The sequence below is a fragment of the Peribacillus muralis genome, from assembly GCF_001439925.1.
In the GTDB taxonomy this organism is placed as follows: Bacteria; Bacillota; Bacilli; order Bacillales; family DSM-1321; genus Peribacillus; species Peribacillus muralis.
The window spans coordinates 197740-217529 of the sequence record NZ_LMBV01000003.1; the positions used below are offsets into that span (position 1 = coordinate 197740).

The window sequence follows — 19790 nt, forward strand, 5'->3', positions numbered from 1 at the left end:
GTATAGATTCGTTCTTTATAAGAACTCTTCTGATTGAATGATGAAAGACTTTTTTACAGAAATTTTTTCGGATTTTCCCACTAGATAAAAGCCACTGCAGTATCCTAGCATATGTGGAAATCCTTTTTGGCCAAGGAGTAGGACATCATGAAGGGGGTCCGTTCGCTTAATCATATGTTTCCCTTCCAAATGCTTGCTCCAAAACTCCTGCAGTTTATCTTCCTGATATAACTTGGTCCATCTAGCTAAATAGTTTGCACCTAAATATCTCTCCACTGTCCGTTCAGCCAATCCCTCCATGATCATCGTATCCAGAAGCGTAAATTCCTTCGGTTCCTTCTCTAAACGATGCAAGCGGCAGACATGATGATATTCATGAATCAGCAGGGCCTCCATTTCCTTGTCAGCTATTTCTTTGTCATAAAAAAGAAACAGTTTATCTTCAAATGCCAACCCCGATTTCGTTTCATTCGTTTTCTTCCATCCCCAGGAAGACATTAGCGGAAAAATATATATGGGCACATCTGGCCCTCCCCACAATTTCTTATAAGATGTAAATAGATTTTGTGTTTTTTTCCACGCATCATTTTCTTGTAAATACTCCCACGTCAGTTTCGTTCTTTGATTTGGAGAATACATGCCGTGCTTCAATAATTGCTGATATATCGCATCTCCATCCAAAGAATCGTGAAACGTGCTTTTAAGTTTCTCCATCATCTGGATCGGGCGGTTGAAATCTTTCTTCAGCCATTCATCGGTTGAAATAACTCCCATTTTCCTACACCCCGCTTTTTTGACCATCTTATGATTTCAGTAAAGCGGTTGACACATTTCATCCCTCTCGGAGTTGCGACTGCACACAAAAAAGAGCAGATCTAAAAAGATCTGCTCCACATCATTTATTGATATTTCTTGAAAAGAATCGTTGCGTTATGTCCACCGAATCCAAGGGAATTACTGATGGCGGCATTAATTTCGCCTTTCCTTGCTTCATTCGGGATATAATCCAAATCACATTCAGGATCTGGCGTTACAATATTGATGGTTGGCGGCAAGATGCTATCCCTGATCGCTTGAATGGTGAATATTGCCTCGACTCCACCTGCTGCCCCCAACATATGTCCCGTCATGGACTTTGTTGAGCTAATTGCAAGCTTATACGCGTGATCGCCAAAGACTTCCTTGACTGCCATCGTTTCATATTTATCATTATATGGCGTACTCGTTCCATGGGCATTTACATATTGGATATCCTCAGGGTTCAAACCGGCATCGCCAATCGCAATTTTCATCGCTCTTGCCCCGCCTTCTCCACCAGGCGCCGGTGCCGTAATGTGGAAGGCATCTCCGGTTGAGCCATAGCCCGCTATTTCGGCATAAATCTTCGCCCCTCTATTCAAGGCATGTTCCAGATCTTCGAGAACGATGATTCCGGCTCCTTCTCCGATTACGAATCCATCACGATCCGCATCAAATGGGCGGCTCGCCGTTTCTGGATCAGGATTAGTCGATAAGGCCGTGTTTGCACAGAAGCCTGCAACCGACATCTTTGTAATTGGCGCTTCCGCTCCACCAGTGATCATGACATCGGCATCGCCCCGTTGGATCGCCTTAAATGCGTCACCAATCGAATTCGTTCCGGTTGCACATGCCGTTACGGTACATGAATTGATTCCTTTAGCTCCAAGCAGGATAGATACTTGGCCAGCTGCCATATCAGGAATCATCATTGGTACGAAGAATGGGCTGACACGTTTATACCCTCTGTTTAAGAAGTTTTCATGCTGTGTTTCCAATGTCTCCAGTCCACCGATACCCGAACCGATCCAGACCCCTACGCGTGCTGCATTTTCATCCGTTATTTCTAGCTTACTATCATTATAAGCCATTACGGATGCTGCAATAGCATAGTGCGTGAACCGATCCATTTTGCGTGCTTCCTTACGGTTGATATAGGTCTCGATATCAAAGTCCTTGATTTCCGCTGCCACTTTAACGGGGAAATCATCAGCGTTCAAGCGTGTTAATGGCCCTATACCCGATTTTCCCTCAATTATATTCTTCCAACCTGTTTCTGCATCATTACCAACTGGAGAAATGGCTCCAATACCTGTTACTACTACACGACGATTTGTCATTCGAAATGGCTCCTTCCAATATTAAAAGTTCGTACGTTTATTTGCTCTTTTATTTCCCCCATCTTAGGGCAATTGCTCCCCAAGTGAGGCCTCCGCCAAAACCGACCATTATGATCAAGTCATTGTCCTTGATCCTTCCCGCTTCCATTTCTTCCACAAGGGCAACCGGAATGGACGCTGAAGAGTTATTTCCATATTTATGGACCGTTTTTGTCATTTTCTCCACCGGGAGGCCAAGGCGTTCCCTTGAAGCCTCCATAATACGGATGTTCGCTTGATGTGGGACAAGTAAATCGACATCCTCTTTTGTCAATCCCGCTTTATCAAGTACATTCAGACTGGATTCCCCCATTTGACGGACAGCGAATTTGAACACTTCACGGCCATTCATGCTAAGGAAGTCTCCTTCCTGCAATAAGTACTTCCCACCAGATCCATCTGCCCCTAATTCGAATGAAAGGATTCCTTTGCCTTCTGACACAGGACCGATTACAGCTGCACCTGCTCCGTCACCGAACAGAACGGCCGTATTACGGTCTTCCCAATTAGTTATTTTTGAAAGCTTCTCCACGCCCACAATCAAAACATGCTTGTATGCACCTGTCTGAATGAATTGCTGTGCCGTAATCATAGCATACATAAAACCGGCGCATGCAGCACTTACATCCATGGCAGCTGCCTTTTTCGCTCCTAATTTCTCTTGTATCATGCAAGCGACAGTAGGAAACGATTGATCCGGTGTCACTGTAGCTACAAGAATCATATCTATGTCTTCAGCAGAAATTTGCGCATTTTCCAATGCAACTTTTGCCGCTTCGTAAGCCATATCAGAAGTATTGATATCATCACTGGCAATTCTTCTTTCCTCGATACCCGTTCTTGTCCGGATCCACTCGTCAGAAGTGTCCATCATTTTCTCTAAATCCGCATTTGTTAAGATTTTTTCGGGTAAGTAGCGGCCAAGCCCTAATATTCCAGCGTTCATATTGCCATCCCCTTATATTTAATGAGTTATTATAAGTATCTATTATTACCTGGTACTAATTTTATATAAAAAATCACCTCCTTGCAAGAGCCAACAGTTTGAAAGTATAAAAGAAACCGTTCCCGAATTCGGTTATGAGCCTATCCCAAGGCGATTTTAGGGACATACATTATTAATAAGAGTGAAAAGGAGGCAACGAATGTGGATATTTTCAACCGCAACAACCGCAGAACCGAGGATGATCATTTTTCGAATTTGATGTTTGGCAGCAGGAAAGCTGAAACGGAGAAAGCTGAATTGGAAGAAGATGAATCCAAAGTAGATTACATGAAATTGATGGAGAGCGTCGAAACATTGATGGGCCTATACGGTCAATACAAGCCAGCTATCGAGAAACTGAATATAAACCCACTAATCGACAAGTTCTTGAAAAAGAAATAGAGATACGATGATCGTTAATTTTTATGATGCTTTCAACACCCAAGGGCGGATAGGTTATTTTTAAATTTTTTAAGTAAAGAAAGATATTTGATGCTTACATTCTCATTTTAATTTTCGACTTTACCCCCATTTAATGACTATTGTGTAATTAAATAAGTTTTATTTGTTGTTATATTATCACTTTATTTGATCGGCTGTACTGGTGGCGATAAAAATAATGGCTCTACAGTTACTACTTCTAAAATTCCTTCACCTGAAGAAATTTTAAAACAGTATTCACATGCCGATATTTTTCAATTAAATGGCACTGTCTATCAAGCTAATATTGATTGGGTTGATAAACGTAAACTGACTAAGAAAACAGAAATCAGTGAAATTACAGCCATTTCATCGAATGATCTTAAACGCTTTCAAAACGAAATGGCCAACAAGCTGCCAAAAGGCACTAAAATATACTCTGTAAATGAACGTGACGATATTTTAATTACAGAAATCAATGGTAAGATCCAAAAATATTTAGCACTATTTGAAGGGTGAATATAAAAAGGCAGGCTGTTCGTAACTCCGGACAGCCTGCCTTTTTAATTAACGTTGGGCATCTTGTTTGCCAAGCTCATAGGCTTCTTGCATGACGCTTTTGAAAAGCTCCATGAACGGCTCTGCCATCTCCATTGAGAAGGGAATCCCGCTCGCTTCAAGTTTCGCTTTAGCCTCAGGGAAGTACTTCATTGCAATCCCCATAAATTCAAGTGTTTTGTCTGAGCTCATTTCATTTCCTCCTTACTATTAAATCTTTGTGAGACCTAAAGAATGCTCAATATTATCATAATTCGCCATGTCCCTTACGTAAAGGGCGTAAAATAAAAATCAGGTATTTACGTCAATGGATAACCTATTCATGAACTTCTATGTTACTAGACAAAAAGATGTGAGGCAACTCTACAGTTTTTGTCCTTTGTGAATAGCGAAAGACCTCCGTTATTCAATTCCCCGATAAAACCCCAATATTATAGGAAACATAGCCTTACTCTTTTCTCCACTTTTTAAGTAAGTTTAATCGTTTATTATGTTTTTTTTGTAAAGCCACGCCTTCTTGCGGATCCGTGTTACATTGCACCTCAACTATGGTGCCTTTATTGATTTTAGGCGTTGATTGGGAAAATGTTGAAGATAGTCCTTCGTCAAAAACATACTTGGCACATTTATTCCAGTGATCTTCTATATTGCTGGATAATTGTATGATCCTATCGGAAGAAGAGGCAAGAATTCCTTCCAAATTATTCACGAAGTCAGTAATGAAGAGAGCATCTCCCCTATATTCGTTAGCGATGGCCGCTTCGATATCAGACAATCCTTGTTTATTGATTCCAGCTTCATAACTCATTCCTTCCGATTGCCAAGGTCCATAAACCGTCGGTAAATATATGGTTTTTGCAGAATCCACGCCTTGGATTGAGGATATTATCGATTGAAACACACTTTCAGCTTTTTCTACTGGCATGAAAAGGACAAAATTTGGCGTTTTACTTAAGCCATTCCTTTTGCATTTCTCAATAAATGAAACGATTTCACTTAACACAATATCGGTTTTACCCATTTTTCCGTTATATATATCGTAACAACTTATGAACACAGTGTCTTGATGGGTTATATCCAATAATTTAAGTTTATTTAACGGAAAGGATAAATAATTGGCACTTCTTCCTATTTCAAGTTCTTTTTCTTCCATAATTTCAGGATTCGATTCCTTATCCGCCCACTCTATCCCGATAACCTCTTCACCTTGGTTCAAAAAATATTGAGTCACGTAGAAACCTATAAATTGATATGTGCCAATGACAATGTATGTTTGCATCAATACAGCCTCCTCGTATGCCATCAAGCCTGCTTCATCCGGCACGTCGTTTTTTTAGATGCTGTATCGTATGCAAACCATTGTGGAATTATATCCATTCTCACAAAGACTCTTCATTTTCATTAAAAAACTTCTGGATTTGATAGGGAATTTTATAACGTTTTTCGGGCAGTAAATACGTCAACTGTAAGTCGCCCTTTCTGGACAGCTGGATTTGTCTGTAAAGGGAAGCTTGCTCTTTCCGCATGCTTCCAAAAACCTGGATCACCTTCATCGGGATTTTCTCCGCGATTATCGGATCTTCCGATTCCAAAATGTATCGTTCACATTCTGCTGGCTCCAGCTCATAGGCAGCCGCCACCTCGGACAGCCATTTTTTATAGAAAAATTTATTTTCCTGTTCCTTCTCAAGCTGCGCTTTCAAGGAGAAAACCGGATCAATCAATACGACAGATCGTATTTTGTTGCCAAGTTCATTCATTAGCTTCAGGGCGAGGAACGCACCTGCCCCCTCTGCCAATATATGAACCCTTTTATTGACTATTTCCTTTTTCAAGAAGAGGATATATAGGTTAAGGGAAAGATCCATTGCTTTCGGACTGCCCCAGTTGGCTCCATATAAATTGGATGAAAATAACGTGTATCCGTAATCCTTTAAATATTCCAATATCCGCATCCTGCCGGGATGCTGAAGCCAAAAGCTACTGTCTTTTTCGACAAAATGACTGCGGTCGCCAATGACCATTACGGAAAAACCACTCGGCCGCTCTGGATAATAGATGATATTCCATTGGTCGTCAATTTGAAAAGTTCGTTGTTCCATCGGTCAAACTCCTTTAAGGAATATTACTACTACTATATTAATTTATGAAGAAAAATAGAAAGGGTCAGTGGGAACGCCTAACTTCTTATTAAATTAACCAAGCCGGGGTAATCTTTTCATCCAAGAACCGCAATGATTTTCGTTAGGACCTATAGCATCAGCTGTTTTCGTTGAAGTGTTGCTTAACTGTGAAATGATCGATTTATTTAATGGTTATTATGAAAAACCCGTTTTAACTGCATATTAATTATGGTAAGATAAAAAATGAATGTAGTGGAATGAGGTGAAATTCGATGCGTTATGCTTGGACAATTTTTTGGACATTCTTATTAGTTCATATGACTGTATATGTTGTTTCTTCCATGATGGGAGTTTCATACGATGCTGCACAGGGATCGATACTAGGAATCGCAGCTTCTATCCTGATTTTAATTATCCCTGCTGTTTTGCCTGCTGGGCCAACAGAAGACACCCATCAGCATTAAGAAGCAAAAGAGGACATCCTTTTGGAATGTCCTTTTTGTTATACCGTCCTTTACCTTCGTTTAAACAAAATTTTTACAGGAGGACCAATTGATCATGATCATGGTCAATCGTTATTGCTTCTTTTAGACCGTCCGTTCCAGCTATGATTTTACGGGCGATTTTTGTTTCCAGATGCTTTTGGATGAATCGTTTTAAGGGCCTTGCTCCATATACCGGATCATAACCTTGTTCGGCAATGAATTCCTTTGCGGCTTCAGTGACGTTCAAACGAATATTTTGCTCGGTTAACCTCTCTTGTAATTGCTGAACCATTTTTTCTACGATTTCAACGATTTCTTGTTTTGTAAGAGGTTTGAATAAAACGATGTCATCTACGCGATTCAAGAATTCTGGCCGGAAATGCCCTCTCAATTCTTTGAATACTTGATCTTTTATTTCTTCTTCAATGCCGCCATCATTCCTGCTAGACTCCAACAAGAAATGGGAACCAATATTTGAGGTCATGATGATTACGGTATTTTTACAGTTGATTGTTCTACCTTGGGAATCGGTAATCCTTCCATCATCCAGCAATTGCAGCAAGATATTGAAGACCTCGGGATGAGCCTTTTCAATTTCGTCCAACAATACGACTGAGTATGGATTTCTCCTAATCGCCTCGGTTAACTGGCCACCTTCTTCAAAACCAACATATCCAGGAGGAGCACCAACAAGGCGGGAAACGGAATGTTTCTCCATATATTCCGACATATCTATTCGAATCATATGTTCTTCACTATCAAATAACGTTTCTGCCAGCGCTTTTACCAATTCGGTTTTCCCCACACCCGTCGGTCCCAGGAAAATGAACGAACCAATTGGTCTGTTCGGATCCTTGATTCCTGCCCTAGCCCTTAGAACTGCATCAGAGACAAGTTCAACCGCTTCCTCTTGACCAATTACACGTTCATGAAGGATATCGGATAGTCGAAGCAGTTTCTCCCTTTCACTTTCCACCAGCTTGCTAACGGGAATTCCCGTCCACCTTGCCACAATCGAAGCAATTTCTTCTTCCGTTACCTCTTGGCGAAGTAATCGCGAATCCTGTTTTTCTTGTTCCAATTCGTCTTCCATCGCTTGCAGTTCTTTTTGAAGTTCGGGAATCCTTCCGTGCCGGAGCTCTGCTGCTCGATTAAGGTCATAATCATTCTCTGCCTGCTCCAATTCATGTCGCAGCTTCTCAAGTTCTTCACGCTGATCCTGAACCTTTTGAAGTGCTGACTTTTCCATTTGCCACTTGGATTTCATTCCATTCGCCTGATCTTGAAGTTCCGCGAGTTCTTTTTGTAGCACTTCAAGCCTTGCTATACTTTGAAGATCCTCTTCATTCTTCAAGGCTGCTTCTTCAATTTCAAGCTGCATGATCTTTCGCGTGATTTCATCCAACTCTGACGGCATTGAATCGATTTCCATCCTGATCATTGCACACGCTTCATCAACAAGATCTATCGCTTTATCCGGAAGAAATCGCTCCGTTATATACCGGTTGGAGAGGACAGAGGCAGCGACGATCGCCCGGTCATGAATCCTGACACCGTGGTGAATTTCAAACCGTTCCTTCAATCCGCGCAAAATCGAGATCGTATCTTCCACATCCGGCTCTGGCACCAGGACCTGCTGGAATCGACGCTCCAGAGCTGGATCCTTTTCAATATATTTTCGATATTCATCCAAGGTCGTTGCCCCGATACAATGAAGCTCACCCCGCGCAAGCATAGGCTTCAGCATATTTCCAGCATCCAATGCCCCATCCGTTCTGCCTGCACCTACGATGGTATGCAATTCATCAATGAATAACAGAATCTTACCATCACTTTTCTTAATTTCATTCAATACGGCTTTTAGACGCTCCTCAAATTCGCCGCGGAATTTTGCGCCTGCGACAAGCGCACTCATATCCAGGGAAAAAACGGTTTTGTCTTTTAATCCTTCCGGGACATCCTTTCTTACGATCCTTTGGGCGAGTCCCTCGACAATCGCGGTTTTCCCAACCCCAGGCTCTCCGATTAATACGGGATTATTTTTTGTTTTACGTGATAATATTCGAATGACGTTCCGGATTTCCGTATCACGTCCGATGACAGGATCGACCTTCCCCGTTTTAACTTCAGCAACGAGATCTCGGCCATATTTTTTCAATACTTCATATGTGCTTTCAGGATTTTGACTGGTCACTCGCTGGTTCCCCCTTATATCTTGTATGATTTTTTTTGCTTTATCGTAATCCATTCCAAATGATGAGAAAAGTTTGTTTATTTTACTGCCTTTCAATGACGCCAGCAGTATATGTTCGACAGACAAATATTCATCATCCCACATTTGCATTTCCTTTTCGGCGGCTGTCACGATTTGCTGCAACGACGGTGACATGTAAATCTGGGAACCACCCCCACGCACTTCAGGCAAACGATCAAGTTCCTTATTCAGCTCTATTTCAAATAGATCCAATGACTTATCGGATTCCGCTAAAATCCTGACCAATAAACTATCATCCTGTTTCAGTAAGTTTTTCAATAAATGAAGCTCCGTCAGCTCAGGATTCCCTCTATCGGAAGCTAGCTCTTGTCCGCCGATGAATGCCTGCTGAGTTCTCTCGGTCATTTTATTCATATCCATCCTAAAAACCTCCCATCTTCATGAACGATTAAAGTTTGACCAATTTTGACCTTTATGTTTTTATTATACTTCTAATTCTCCCCATGTAAAGAAAAGTTATCATAAATGCCCAATCTAATCCGGAAAAAGACAAAAAACCTTTCTTCATGAGGAAGAACGGTTGAGCCAGAATGACATAACATGATTGTCCAAATTTTCATATGTAGCAGAAATTCGATATACGGCACTTTGATGACCGTATTCCTGATATTTTACAAATTGTTTAGAGAGATGCTGTAGTGATGATTTACGCATTAAGAAAACTGCAGGGAAAGGAAGGCATTTCCTCCGTTTCCCTGCATTACGTTTCTTCAAGGCTTTCTCTGATAAGTCCATATCCGGTTATGATTGGATGTTTCTGGAAACGAATCTCCTACTTCGAGCTTTACCATCTTCGGATTGACTACTGTACTGCCCGTTTCACCGATTTCTACGTAAGTCCCGTTATTAGGTGCCTTCTGACCTGGCTTGAATTGACGATTTTGCCCCATAGATTTCACCCCTTTACATGCTTTCCTTGTTATTATTGCCCGTTTCTATTCTTTCATGACAGAAAATTAAAGGACAAAAAGGAAATTCGCATGTAAAAAAAGCGTCTGCTCAGTGAGCGGACGCCTCATTTGTTAAGACATTAAATCCACTAAAACCGCCTTCTGTGCATGAAGACGATTTCCAGCTTGATGGAAAACGACGGAATTAGGTCCATCAATGACGTCACCTGTTACCTCCTCTTCCCTATGCGCGGGAAGGCAATGCATGAATAAATAGTCGTCTTTAGCCTGTTTGACCAGCTCATTGTTGATTTGATAATCTTTAAACGCTTCTAATCGTATTCCATTCTCGATTTCATGGCCCATCGACGTCCAAACATCGGAATAGACGATGTCCGCATTCTGTATCGCTTCTTGAGCCGATGTTGTCACGACAATATTACTTCCAGTCGTTTCAGCTACTTTTTGCGCATATGTGACGACCTTTTCGTCAGGCTTGTAGGCCTCTGGACATCCAATCGAAAAGTCCATTCCCATCTTTGCACAGCCAACCATCAATGAATTCGCAACGTTATTGCCATCTCCGATATAACTCATCTTCAAACCTTTAAGCTGCCCTTTAATTTCAATGATGGTCAAGAAGTCAGCCAGTACCTGACACGGGTGTGCAAGATCTGTTAGTCCATTGATGACTGGAATGGAGGCATTCTCAGCCAGTTCCAAGATTTTTTCATGCTCGAAGGTACGAATCATGATGCCATCAATATATTCCGAAAGGACCTTTGCCGTATCGGAAATGGATTCCCCACGACCTATTTGCAGGTCATTTCCACTTAAGAACAAGGCGTGACCGCCAAGCTGCATCATACCCACTTCAAAGGACACACGAGTTCTGGTCGACGATTTTTCAAAGATCATCCCCAGTGTCTTTCCTTTTAACGGTTTATACTCCTCGCCAGCCTGTAATTTACCCTTAATCTCCTGAGCTAGCTTCAACAGATCTGCTATCGCTGTAGGTGTAGACTCTTTCATCGTCAAAAAATCTTTTCCATCTAAAATCTTCTCCTGTGCCGGCACTACCATTGCACTCATACGTATGACACTCCTTTCGAATATGTTGCAAGCCATTCCTGTAGCGAGGTAACTTTTAACTCATCATTATTCAATGATTGAAGATATGCCTTAAAGGTTTCTTCTTCCGTAAATGCAAGCAACCGATATTTTGCGGCCAGAAGCCTTAGCTTCTTATCTTCTTCCGCTGCTCCATATGCCAAAACGATCGCAGCATTTCCGTCCTTCAGCCATTTTTCAAAGCCTGAATCACAAAGCGTCAAACCGGCTTCATTGATTTGCGCCAGCAAATCTTCACTTAATCGGACTGATTCGGATTGGTAAACACCTGAAGCAGTTTTGGATTTTTGAGGATGAAATACTTTTGCCAAAGCTTCAGTTACCGTTTTTCCGACGGCGATTCCCTCACCTGTCGATTTCATTTCCGGACCTACCTTTGAATCAAGTCCGCTTAGGGCGAACGTTGAGAATACTGGGTATTTGACGACTGCATACGGAATGTCTTCCATCAATCCCGTCTTTTCGAACACATTCGACAATAAATATTTCCCAAGCAATATTTTTGTCGCGACTTGCACTAAGGATACATCGGTGACTTTACTGATGATCGGAATTGTCCTGCTGGCACGCGGATTTACTTCCAATACATATACGCTATTACCTTCAATTACGAATTGAAGGTTCATAAGTCCTTTATACCCTAGCTCTGTTACTAGCTTTTGCGCATAAAGGGTCATTTTAGCTTTCATATCATCATTTAAAGTTTGTGCTGGCAATAATGCCATGCTATCTCCTGAATGGACGCCTGCTTTTTCTACATGTTCAGCAATAATAGGGATATATATGTCTTTTCCATCCGCAATCAAATCGATTTCCGCTTCTTTTCCTGGAATATAGGAATCGATCAGCACTGGATAAACGAGTGCCGTCCCCTTTTGAATTCTATCGTTCAGGGCTTCCTTCGTACGGATGATTTCCATGCCCTGGCCGCCAATTACATACGAGGGACGCAATAAAACTGGAAAGCCGATTGCTTGGGAACACTCAAGTAGCTGCCGCTCACTATTTGCCATCGAACCTGGTACATGCGGGATATCCAATTTTTGCAGAAGTTGATAAAAACGATCGCGATCCTCCAATTGATCAAGAGTATCGAAGGTGGTGCCCAACAAATTCACACCGTAATCTTCAAGGTCCTTTGCCAAATTGATCGCCGTCTGTCCTCCGAATTGGACGATGACATCCTCGATATCCTCCGCTTCAATTACATTGAGAACATACTCCAATGTTAACGGCTCGAAATAGAGGCGATCTGCTGTGGCAAAATCAGTACTTACCGTTTCTGGATTATTGTTGATCATGATTGTTTCAACATTTTCGTCCTGAAGTGCATAAACGCCATGAACGGAACAGTAATCGAATTCGATTCCCTGTCCGATCCGGATAGGACCGCTACCAATCATCAATACCTTCTTTTTATTCGTTTTCTTCTGTTCATTCTCACCGAAATATGTCGAATAATGATAGTTCGTATGTGAGCTGAACTCGGCAGCACAAGTATCAACCGTTTTGTATACAGCAGTTATGCCGAGCGCTTTCCGGTGTGCCCTCACTTCAATCTCACTTACATTCCATGCGGACGCAAGGTAACGATCGGAGAAACCCTTTTCTTTGTATAACTGAAGTTCTTCTATTGTGACCGATTGAATTGAGTTGTTTGTGATTTCAGTTTCCTTTTCGATAAGCGAAGCGAAGGAATGAAGGAAGAAATAATCAATGATCGTCGCTTCATGGATTTCTTCAACTGACACTCCTTTACGAAGCATTTCAAATATGATGAAAATTCGTTCATCCGATTTTTCGGCAAGTTTTTCCCAAAGTTCTGGAACGGTTCGATCACTCAATGATAAAAGTTGCAGTCCATTCGTTTTCAATTCCAGTGAATCAACGGCCTTTTGGACCCCGCCCTCAAAGCTGCGGTGTAAAGCCATCACTTCACCTGTTGCCTTCATTTGTGTTCCCAATTTGCGGTTTGCGCCCGTGAATTTATCGAATGGCCACCTTGGGAACTTCACGGCTACATAGTCAAGTGCAGGCTCAAAGCTGGAATAGGTACTCTTCGTTACAGGATTGATGAGTTCAGATAAATGGTAGCCGACAGAGAGCTTTGCCGCGATGCGGGCAATGGGGTAACCCGTTGCCTTGGAAGCCAATGCCGATGAACGGCTGACGCGCGGATTCACTTCGATTAAATAATATTGTTTGCTATTCGGATCAAGTGCAAATTGGATATTACAGCCGCCAATGATACCTAAAGCAGAGATGATTTTGATCGAAGCAGCTCGCAGCATGTGAAATTCATCATCCGATAAGGTCTGTGATGGTGCCACGACGATGGAATCGCCTGTATGAATGCCAACCGGATCGATATTTTCCATATTACAAATCGTGATGCACGTATTGTTGCCATCACGCATGACCTCATATTCGACTTCCTTATATCCAGCTATGCTTCTTTCAATCAAGCATTGTGTAATCGGGCTCTCTTGAAGTCCGCCCCGAACGAGTTCCTTGAATGTCTCCAATGAATCAGCAATTCCGCCACCTGTACCGCCAAGTGTATAGGCAGGCCGAACGATGATGGGAAAGCCTATTTTGTCCGCGAAAGCTTGCGCCTCTTCCAATGTATGGACGATTGCACTATCCGGTACAGGCTCATCAATTTCAAACATCAGCTCACGGAATAGTTCACGATCTTCTCCTTTTTTGATTGAATCGATCGGTGTTCCTAATAGTTTCACATCATACTTTTGGAACACCCCTGCATCATCCAATTGATAAGCAAGATTCAAACCCGTTTGCCCGCCTAAAGTAGCGAGCAGGCCATCAGGCTTTTCTTTAGCAATGATTCTTTCCAGTACATCCACTGTTAAAGGTTCGAAATAGACAGCATCCGCATTCATATCATCCGTCATGATCGTTGCCGGATTATTGTTAACAAGAATGACCTTATATCCTTCTTCTTTTAAAGCAAGGCAGGCTTGTGTACCCGCATAATCAAATTCGGCAGCCTGCCCGATGACAATCGGCCCCGAACCAATCACTAAAATCGTCTGTATCGTGTTGTCCTTAGGCATAGGCTTTTTCTCTCCCGCTATAATCATTTATCATTTGTAAAAAGTCATTAAATAATTGTGAACTCTCGATGGGTCCTGGATTTGCCTCAGGGTGGTACTGGGTAGTGAAGATTGGCAGGTCTTTATGCATAAGGCCCTCGACCGTGCTATCATTCACATTTCTGAAGCGAACTTGAAGCGATGTCCCCTGCAAGCTTGGTTCATCCACCTCATAACTATGGTTTTGAGAACTCATATAAACCTTTTTCGTTTTCAAATCGACCACGGGCTGATTCGCACCGCGATGCCCAAACAGCATTTTTTTTGTATTCCCGCCTAGGGCTAAGGCCGTTAGTTGATGACCGAGACAGATGCCCATCGTCGGAAATTTTGTAATGATCTTTTTTAAGTTTCCTAAAAGATATTCCAGCTGCTTTGGATCCCCAGGCCCATTTGAAAGCAAAATGCCATCAGGCTGCATCTCTTTGATCTGCTCGTATCCAGTATCGAATGGCACAACCGAAACTTTGCAGCCTTGCTCAATCAATGAATCCAAAATCGATTTCTTATAACCAAAGTCCATCATCACTATGTGCTTGTCACCTTCACCAAAACTCTCTATCTCCTTTGTCGATACTTCGGCGACATGGGGTGTTAGACCATCCTGACTCGGTTTGACCGTGAATCCTTCTTCTGAAGTGATAACTGCCTGCATCGAGCCTTCCTGTCTAATCTTCTTAACGACCGCCCTGGTATCAACATGGCTTAACAAGGGAATGTTCCACTTGTCTAAATATTGTTCAAGTGAATATTTTGCCTGGTAATGAGAATGACTCATATTCCCTTCGTATACAATAACGCCAGCAACATGCGGCTTTTTACTTTCGAAATCCTCTTCATTTATCCCGTAATTTCCGATTAAGGGATATGTGAATACGATAATTTGGTCCTTATAGGAGGGATCAGTCAATACTTCCTGATATCCGGTCATTCCTGTAAAAAAGACAATCTCTCCACTGATTGCTTCTTCAGTCGATTTAGTGAGCAGTTCTCCGTTAAAGACGGAACCATTCTCTAAATATAGATAGTTTTTCATATTCTTCACCTCTGCAGAAGACGTATATTTATTTGAATGATAGCATAATTATACATTTCATTATATAAATATTCAATCAATTTAGATAACTTGCTTCATGGTCAATATTTTTTGTATTTTCATTACCGCCATATCGATCTCTGACTCAGTGACCGTAAGCGAAGGTAGTAACCGAAGTACTTTAGGTCCTGCGCTCAATACAAGTAAGCCTTCTTCTTGGAGCTCAGCCAGGAACTCCTGAACATCTTGTTCACATTCAATCCCGATCATCATTCCAAGCCCGCGAATCTCTTTTACTTCATCAGATTCCTTCAATGCTTTTGCCAATGCACGCTTAAGATATTCGGCCTTATTCTTCGTTTCTTTTAAAAAACTAGGTTTGAAAATTTCCTTTAGTACAGCCTCCGCTGCCGCAACACTTACGGGATTGCCGCCAAAAGTGGAGCCATGGCTTCCAGGATTGAAATGGTCCGAAAGCATATCACGTCCGATCATTGCGCCGATCGGCAGCCCATTTCCCAGTCCCTTTGCCGAGGTGATGATATCCGGCTGGACATTATAGTGCTGGAAGGCAAATGGTTTTCCAGTACGTCCTATTCCAGTCTGGATTTCATCAATAATTAGGAGAGCTCCATGTTTTTTGCAGTGCGTTTGAATCGTGTCCAAATACGATTGGTTTATGACATGGATCCCGCCCTCTCCCTGAACGATTTCAATCATGACAGCGGCCGTATTTTCATCAATGGCTGCTATCAATGCATCATTGTCATTGAACGGAACATATTCGAAGCACTCAAGCATCGGTCCGAACCCAGACTTGATTTTTTCCTGTCCAGTTGCTGCCATCGTTGCGAATGTCCGTCCGTGGAAAGATTGCTGACATGTGACGATTTTACTTTTCCCCGTAGCTTTCCGTGCCAGTTTGATGGCGGCCTCGTTCGCTTCAGCACCACTGTTGGCAAAAAACACCTGACTTAAATCGGAGGCATCAGCCAGCATTTTTGCTGTCCTCTCCTGAATGGAACTGTGAAACATATTCGATACATGCCAATATTTATTCAGCTGTTCCGTAACCGCCGTTTTTACCGACTCATGGCAATGTCCAAGATTCAAAACCCCGATTCCCGATGTAAAGTCCAGGTACTCTTTACCTGTCGTACTTGTAATTTTCATTCCTAAGGCTGTATCTGGCTCAATGTTCCACCTTGCATATGTAGGAAATAAATAACTCATTGAATGACCCCTTCTTCCTGAAGAAATCTCGTACCGATGAATTGTCCAGCTTGATAAAATTGATCTTTCCCGCTAACGATCATCACTTCTCCAACCCCTTTATCGAGTACCGACAACGCTGTATGGACCTTTGGAATCATTCCCCCATGGATACTTCCGTCCTTGATTAAGCTCAATGTTTCACTTTCGGTCAATTTGTCAAGGATTTGACCATCCTTTAAAACCCCTTTAACATCGGTCACAAATAAACACATATCTGCCGACAGTGCCCTAGCTACAGAGCCTGCAGCCATATCGGCATTCACATTCAGTTTAATGCCCGCTTCCGTTGTCGAAATGGGTGTCATTACAGGACAATACCCTTTTTCCAATAGGAGCCGAAGCAATTCCGTATTAACATGCTGTATCTCACCAACAGCTCCAAGTTTCTGTTCATCGATAAACTCGCCTGTAAGAATTCCAGCATCAGAACCACTTAACCCCACCGCCTTAATTCCATGTGCCTCCAATTGGTGCACCAGACTGCGGTTCGACTTGCCAGTCAGCATAAGCTCTACAATTCCCAACACTTCCGAGGTCGTCTTTCTTAAGCCGTCTTCGAAGACTGGCTCGATTTCGAGCTTCTCCATCATCGAATTGATATCAGGACCGCCGCCATGAACAAAGACAATATGGTATCCGCGGTTTTGCAGCTGATTAACACTATGAAAAAAAGACTTCGATAACTCATTAATGATGCTTCCGCCACACTTGATGACCAATATGTTCATCGTTATCCCCCCTTAAGAACGATAGCTTCCGTTTATTTTTACGTAATCATAGGTTAAGTCACAGCCCCACGCCGTTCCAGTTTCCTGCCCTTCCTTCAAATAAACATGAATGATGATACTTTCATTCTCAAGGTAAGCTTTAGCATCTTCCTCAGAAAATTGGATCGGCTCACCATCTTTAAGTACGAGGATATCACCAAACATAATCGTTGTATGATCAGGCTGGAATTCAACTCCGCTTCTTCCCATTGCAGCTATGATTCGTCCCCAGTTCGCATCAGCGCCAAATGCTGCCGTTTTCACTAGATTTGAACCGACGATCGTCTTCGCCATCATCTGAGATTCTTGCTTCGTATGCATACCGTGGACATTCACTTCTATCAGTTTCGTGGCTCCTTCCCCGTCTTTGGCGATTTGTTTGGCCAGATTTTCGGATGTTTGTTTCAATAATTTCAAGAAAATAGACCATTCTGGGTGGGCAGGAGTCAAAGGTTCATTATTCGCCTCTCCATTCGCCAGCACCAATACCATGTCATTCGTTGAACAATCACCGTCGACCGTGATTTGATTGAATGTATCATTGGTAATGGACGATAAGGCAAGATGTAAATCCGCAGATTCAATGACAGCATCCGTTGTTATGAAACCAAGCATGGTGGCCATATTCGGATGAATCATTCCCGAACCTTTCGCTGCTCCCCCCATCTTCACGGTTTTGCCGTCAATAACCGCTTCATACCCACAACTCTTCGTGACGATATCTGTTGTTAAAATGGCGGTGCCAAAATCCCGGGCTCCCTCAAGGGTATTTTCTGGCTCCAATGCCTCTATTCCTTTTTTGACTTTTTCCATTTCCATGTATTCTCCGATGACACCGGTAGAAGCAACAGCAAATGTATGATCCTCCAAGCCAAATTTTGTCGCTGCAAGCTTTCTCATTTCAATTGCATCCCTTAAACCCTGTTCTCCTGTACAAGCATTCGCACATGCACTATTGACGACGATGCCGTTAATTTTCCCTGTAACGGCGATGCTGTCCTTCGTTACATTGATTGGAGCCGCTTGAACTATATTTTGGGTATATACCGCGGCCGCTGAAGCCGGAGTTTCCGTATAAATGATGCCAACGTCTTTTTTCGAGTAACGCAATCCTGCATGAACACCTGATGCTTTGAAGCCTTGAGGCATTATGATGTTTCCGTCTTTAATCTGTTTGATTGCTTCAACTGTCTGTAGTGTATTCATTATTTCCCTCCAAGTTTTAAGGATATAGCGGACTGTGCCATAGCCCTGCCGTTTCTTCCAGTCCCATTAAAAGATTTGCATTTTGAATGGCCTGGCCTGCAGCGCCCTTCACTAAATTATCAATAACTGAAACCACCGTTACTTTACCTGTTCTTTCATCATAGGTAACGCCAATATCGCAAAAGTTCGACCCATACACTTGTTTCGTGGATGGAAAGTGACCGAGCGGCTGTACCCGTACAAATGGATGATCCTCGTAAGTTGTTTTGTATAAGTCGACCAATTCCGCAGATGAAGTTTGTCGATTCACCTTTATATAAATCGTTGCCATTATGCCCCTCGTCATCGGAACAAGATGGGTATTGAAGGTAATGGGCTGTATAGGCTGCATATCTTGAGACCATCCTCCCAGCTGTTGTTCAATTTCAGGTATATGTTGATGCTGGTTCACCTTATATATCTTAAAATTTTCATTCATTTCACTAAAATGAGTAATAGCTGAAGGAGATTTACCCGCCCCGGAAACTCCGGATTTTGCGTCGATGATCACTTCTGCAGTGGATCCGGCCAATCCTGCCGTGTACAAAGGAGCGAGGCCTAGAAGTGATGCGGTCGAATAGCACCCTGGATTCGCAATAATGGTCGCTTCCTTTATAGCTTTTCGATTCCATTCAGCCAGCCCGTATACCGCTTTTTCAATAATTGGCTTTGGTGCTGCCGGTTTTTTATACCAGTGCTCGTATTCACCTGGAGTTTGTAGCCTTAGATCACCGGATAAGTCGATCACTTTTATATCAAGGTTTGAAAATTGCGAAATTAATTGTGAGGAAACACCTGAAGGGGTAGCAAGAAAAACAATATCCGCATTTTTTGCAATCGCCTCTGGATCGATTTCTTCCAATTTATCTTTCATATGCATTAAATGTGCATTTTCTTCGTTTAAACTTCGACCATATTGAGATGAAGTGTGTAATGATTTTATTTTTAAATATGGATGATTATTCAAAAACCTGATTAATTCCAGCCCTCCATACCCTGTTGCGCCTACAATTGATACAAACACATTAACCATCTCCTATTTTTCAAGTCCCTGTCATTCTTTGATTCTATTATTATATGATTGAATAAAAATAAAATCAAATGTATTTTTATAAATTTACACACTTTCATTCAAACGATGGTTTTTCATTGAACAAAAGGTAGTAAATGGATAACCCCACAATAAAGTCGGGCTGTAACAAAAGTGATTTTTCGTCATTAAGTCGTTGGCACATCCTTTTAGATAATGAGCGGCACATTAAACTTATGGAAAAAGGGCGCTTCCTTTTTAAGAAAGCACCCCAGCA

18 protein-coding genes are annotated in these 19790 nt (G+C 42.2%); 3 read left to right on the forward strand and 15 right to left on the reverse strand.

The window, feature by feature from the left end; translation table 11 throughout:
• Positions 1-15: 15 nt before the first annotated feature.
• The 3 genes from ASU00_RS05485 to ASU00_RS05495 all read right to left on the reverse strand — a co-directional run bounded on the left by ASU00_RS05485 (position 16) and on the right by ASU00_RS05495 (position 3123).
• Positions 16-774, reverse strand: a complete 759-nt coding sequence (locus ASU00_RS05485; RefSeq protein ID WP_161809698.1) for a DUF2268 domain-containing putative Zn-dependent protease — start codon at positions 772-774, stop codon at positions 16-18.
• A 125-nt stretch (positions 775-899) separates the two neighbouring features.
• Positions 900-2138: a beta-ketoacyl-ACP synthase II gene (gene fabF / locus ASU00_RS05490; RefSeq protein ID WP_057912430.1), complete on the reverse strand. Its 1239-nt coding sequence runs from the start codon at positions 2136-2138 to the stop codon at positions 900-902.
• Positions 2139-2187: 49 nt separating this feature from the next.
• The gene (locus ASU00_RS05495) at positions 2188-3123 is read right to left on the reverse strand and encodes a beta-ketoacyl-ACP synthase III (protein WP_057912431.1); all 936 of its coding nucleotides are present in this window, start codon (positions 3121-3123) and stop codon (positions 2188-2190) included.
• A gap of 201 nt (positions 3124-3324) precedes the next feature.
• Between ASU00_RS05495 and ASU00_RS05500 the strand changes: the two genes are divergently transcribed.
• A complete protein-coding gene (locus ASU00_RS05500; RefSeq protein ID WP_057912432.1) occupies positions 3325-3564 on the forward strand; it encodes a hypothetical protein in 240 nt (79 codons plus the stop codon).
• A 186-nt stretch (positions 3565-3750) separates the two neighbouring features.
• On the forward strand, positions 3751-4101 hold the full coding sequence (locus ASU00_RS05505) for a hypothetical protein (protein ID WP_057912433.1): 351 nt from the start codon (positions 3751-3753) through the stop codon (positions 4099-4101).
• 48 nt (positions 4102-4149) lie between these two features.
• Here the strand turns inward: ASU00_RS05505 and ASU00_RS05510 are convergent, their stop codons facing one another.
• From ASU00_RS05510 to ASU00_RS05520, 3 genes are all read right to left on the reverse strand, one after another.
• On the reverse strand, positions 4150-4332 hold the full coding sequence (locus ASU00_RS05510) for a ComZ family protein (RefSeq protein WP_034314525.1): 183 nt from the start codon (positions 4330-4332) through the stop codon (positions 4150-4152).
• Between the two features lie 256 nt (positions 4333-4588).
• A complete protein-coding gene (locus ASU00_RS05515) occupies positions 4589-5419 on the reverse strand; it encodes a Rossmann-fold NAD(P)-binding domain-containing protein (protein ID WP_057912434.1) in 831 nt (276 codons plus the stop codon).
• A 100-nt stretch (positions 5420-5519) separates the two neighbouring features.
• Positions 5520-6242 (reverse strand): alpha/beta hydrolase, encoded by a 723-nt coding sequence (locus tag ASU00_RS05520; protein ID WP_057912435.1) that lies wholly within the window; start codon positions 6240-6242, stop codon positions 5520-5522.
• Between the two features lie 293 nt (positions 6243-6535).
• Here ASU00_RS05520 and ASU00_RS05525 point away from each other — a divergent pair, with 293 nt between their 5' ends.
• Positions 6536-6727: a YjzD family protein gene (locus ASU00_RS05525; protein WP_057912436.1), complete on the forward strand. Its 192-nt coding sequence runs from the start codon at positions 6536-6538 to the stop codon at positions 6725-6727.
• A 73-nt stretch (positions 6728-6800) separates the two neighbouring features.
• On the opposite strand, the gene clpB is transcribed toward ASU00_RS05525, so the two are convergent.
• From clpB to argC, 9 genes are all read right to left on the reverse strand, one after another.
• On the reverse strand, positions 6801-9383 hold the full coding sequence (gene clpB, locus ASU00_RS05530) for an ATP-dependent chaperone ClpB (RefSeq protein ID WP_057912437.1): 2583 nt from the start codon (positions 9381-9383) through the stop codon (positions 6801-6803).
• Between the two features lie 350 nt (positions 9384-9733).
• Positions 9734-9913, reverse strand: coding sequence for a YjzC family protein (locus ASU00_RS05535; protein WP_057912438.1), 180 nt, complete (start codon positions 9911-9913; stop codon positions 9734-9736).
• Positions 9914-10045: 132 nt separating this feature from the next.
• A complete protein-coding gene (gene argF / locus ASU00_RS05540; RefSeq protein WP_057912439.1) occupies positions 10046-11005 on the reverse strand; it encodes an ornithine carbamoyltransferase in 960 nt (319 codons plus the stop codon).
• Complete coding sequence (locus ASU00_RS05545) at positions 11002-14121, reverse strand: carbamoyl phosphate synthase large subunit (RefSeq protein ID WP_057912440.1); 3120 nt, start codon at positions 14119-14121, stop codon at positions 11002-11004. The genes argF and ASU00_RS05545 overlap by 4 nt, the downstream gene beginning before the upstream one ends.
• A complete protein-coding gene (locus ASU00_RS05550; RefSeq protein WP_057912441.1) occupies positions 14114-15196 on the reverse strand; it encodes a carbamoyl phosphate synthase small subunit in 1083 nt (360 codons plus the stop codon). Before ASU00_RS05550 ends, ASU00_RS05545 begins: the two co-directional genes overlap by 8 nt.
• An 81-nt stretch (positions 15197-15277) precedes the next feature.
• On the reverse strand, positions 15278-16429 hold the full coding sequence (locus ASU00_RS05555; RefSeq protein WP_057912442.1) for an acetylornithine transaminase: 1152 nt from the start codon (positions 16427-16429) through the stop codon (positions 15278-15280).
• Entirely contained in the window at positions 16426-17199 is a 774-nt protein-coding gene (gene argB / locus ASU00_RS05560) for an acetylglutamate kinase (protein ID WP_057912443.1), read from the reverse strand. The genes ASU00_RS05555 and argB overlap by 4 nt, the downstream gene beginning before the upstream one ends.
• 12 nt (positions 17200-17211) lie before the next feature.
• Positions 17212-18444, reverse strand: a complete 1233-nt coding sequence (argJ, locus tag ASU00_RS05565; RefSeq protein ID WP_057912444.1) for a bifunctional ornithine acetyltransferase/N-acetylglutamate synthase — start codon at positions 18442-18444, stop codon at positions 17212-17214.
• A 16-nt stretch (positions 18445-18460) separates the two neighbouring features.
• Positions 18461-19507: an N-acetyl-gamma-glutamyl-phosphate reductase gene (argC, locus tag ASU00_RS05570; RefSeq protein WP_057912445.1), complete on the reverse strand. Its 1047-nt coding sequence runs from the start codon at positions 19505-19507 to the stop codon at positions 18461-18463.
• Positions 19508-19790 lie beyond the last annotated feature (283 nt).

What these genes read in the sequence shown, in the direction of transcription:
- ASU00_RS05485 (WP_161809698.1), bottom strand. Translation starts at nt 774, where the DNA reads ATGGGAGTTATTTCAACCGATGAATGGCTGAAGAAAGATTTCAACCGC.
- fabF (WP_057912430.1), bottom strand. Translation starts at nt 2,138, where the DNA reads ATGACAAATCGTCGTGTAGTAGTAACAGGTATTGGAGCCATTTCTCCA.
- ASU00_RS05495 (WP_057912431.1), bottom strand. Translation starts at nt 3,123, where the DNA reads ATGAACGCTGGAATATTAGGGCTTGGCCGCTACTTACCCGAAAAAATC.
- ASU00_RS05510 (WP_034314525.1), bottom strand. Translation starts at nt 4,332, where the DNA reads ATGAGCTCAGACAAAACACTTGAATTTATGGGGATTGCAATGAAGTAC.
- ASU00_RS05515 (WP_057912434.1), bottom strand. Translation starts at nt 5,419, where the DNA reads ATGCAAACATACATTGTCATTGGCACATATCAATTTATAGGTTTCTAC.
- ASU00_RS05520 (WP_057912435.1), bottom strand. Translation starts at nt 6,242, where the DNA reads ATGGAACAACGAACTTTTCAAATTGACGACCAATGGAATATCATCTAT.
- ASU00_RS05525 (WP_057912436.1), top strand. Translation starts at nt 6,536, where the DNA reads ATGCGTTATGCTTGGACAATTTTTTGGACATTCTTATTAGTTCATATG.
- clpB (WP_057912437.1), bottom strand. Translation starts at nt 9,383, where the DNA reads ATGGATATGAATAAAATGACCGAGAGAACTCAGCAGGCATTCATCGGC.
- ASU00_RS05535 (WP_057912438.1), bottom strand. Translation starts at nt 9,913, where the DNA reads ATGGGGCAAAATCGTCAATTCAAGCCAGGTCAGAAGGCACCTAATAAC.
- argF (WP_057912439.1), bottom strand. Translation starts at nt 11,005, where the DNA reads ATGAGTGCAATGGTAGTGCCGGCACAGGAGAAGATTTTAGATGGAAAA.
- ASU00_RS05545 (WP_057912440.1), bottom strand. Translation starts at nt 14,121, where the DNA reads ATGCCTAAGGACAACACGATACAGACGATTTTAGTGATTGGTTCGGGG.
- ASU00_RS05550 (WP_057912441.1), bottom strand. Translation starts at nt 15,196, where the DNA reads ATGAAAAACTATCTATATTTAGAGAATGGTTCCGTCTTTAACGGAGAA.
- ASU00_RS05555 (WP_057912442.1), bottom strand. Translation starts at nt 16,429, where the DNA reads ATGAGTTATTTATTTCCTACATATGCAAGGTGGAACATTGAGCCAGAT.
- argB (WP_057912443.1), bottom strand. Translation starts at nt 17,199, where the DNA reads ATGAACATATTGGTCATCAAGTGTGGCGGAAGCATCATTAATGAGTTA.
- argJ (WP_057912444.1), bottom strand. Translation starts at nt 18,444, where the DNA reads ATGAATACACTACAGACAGTTGAAGCAATCAAACAGATTAAAGACGGA.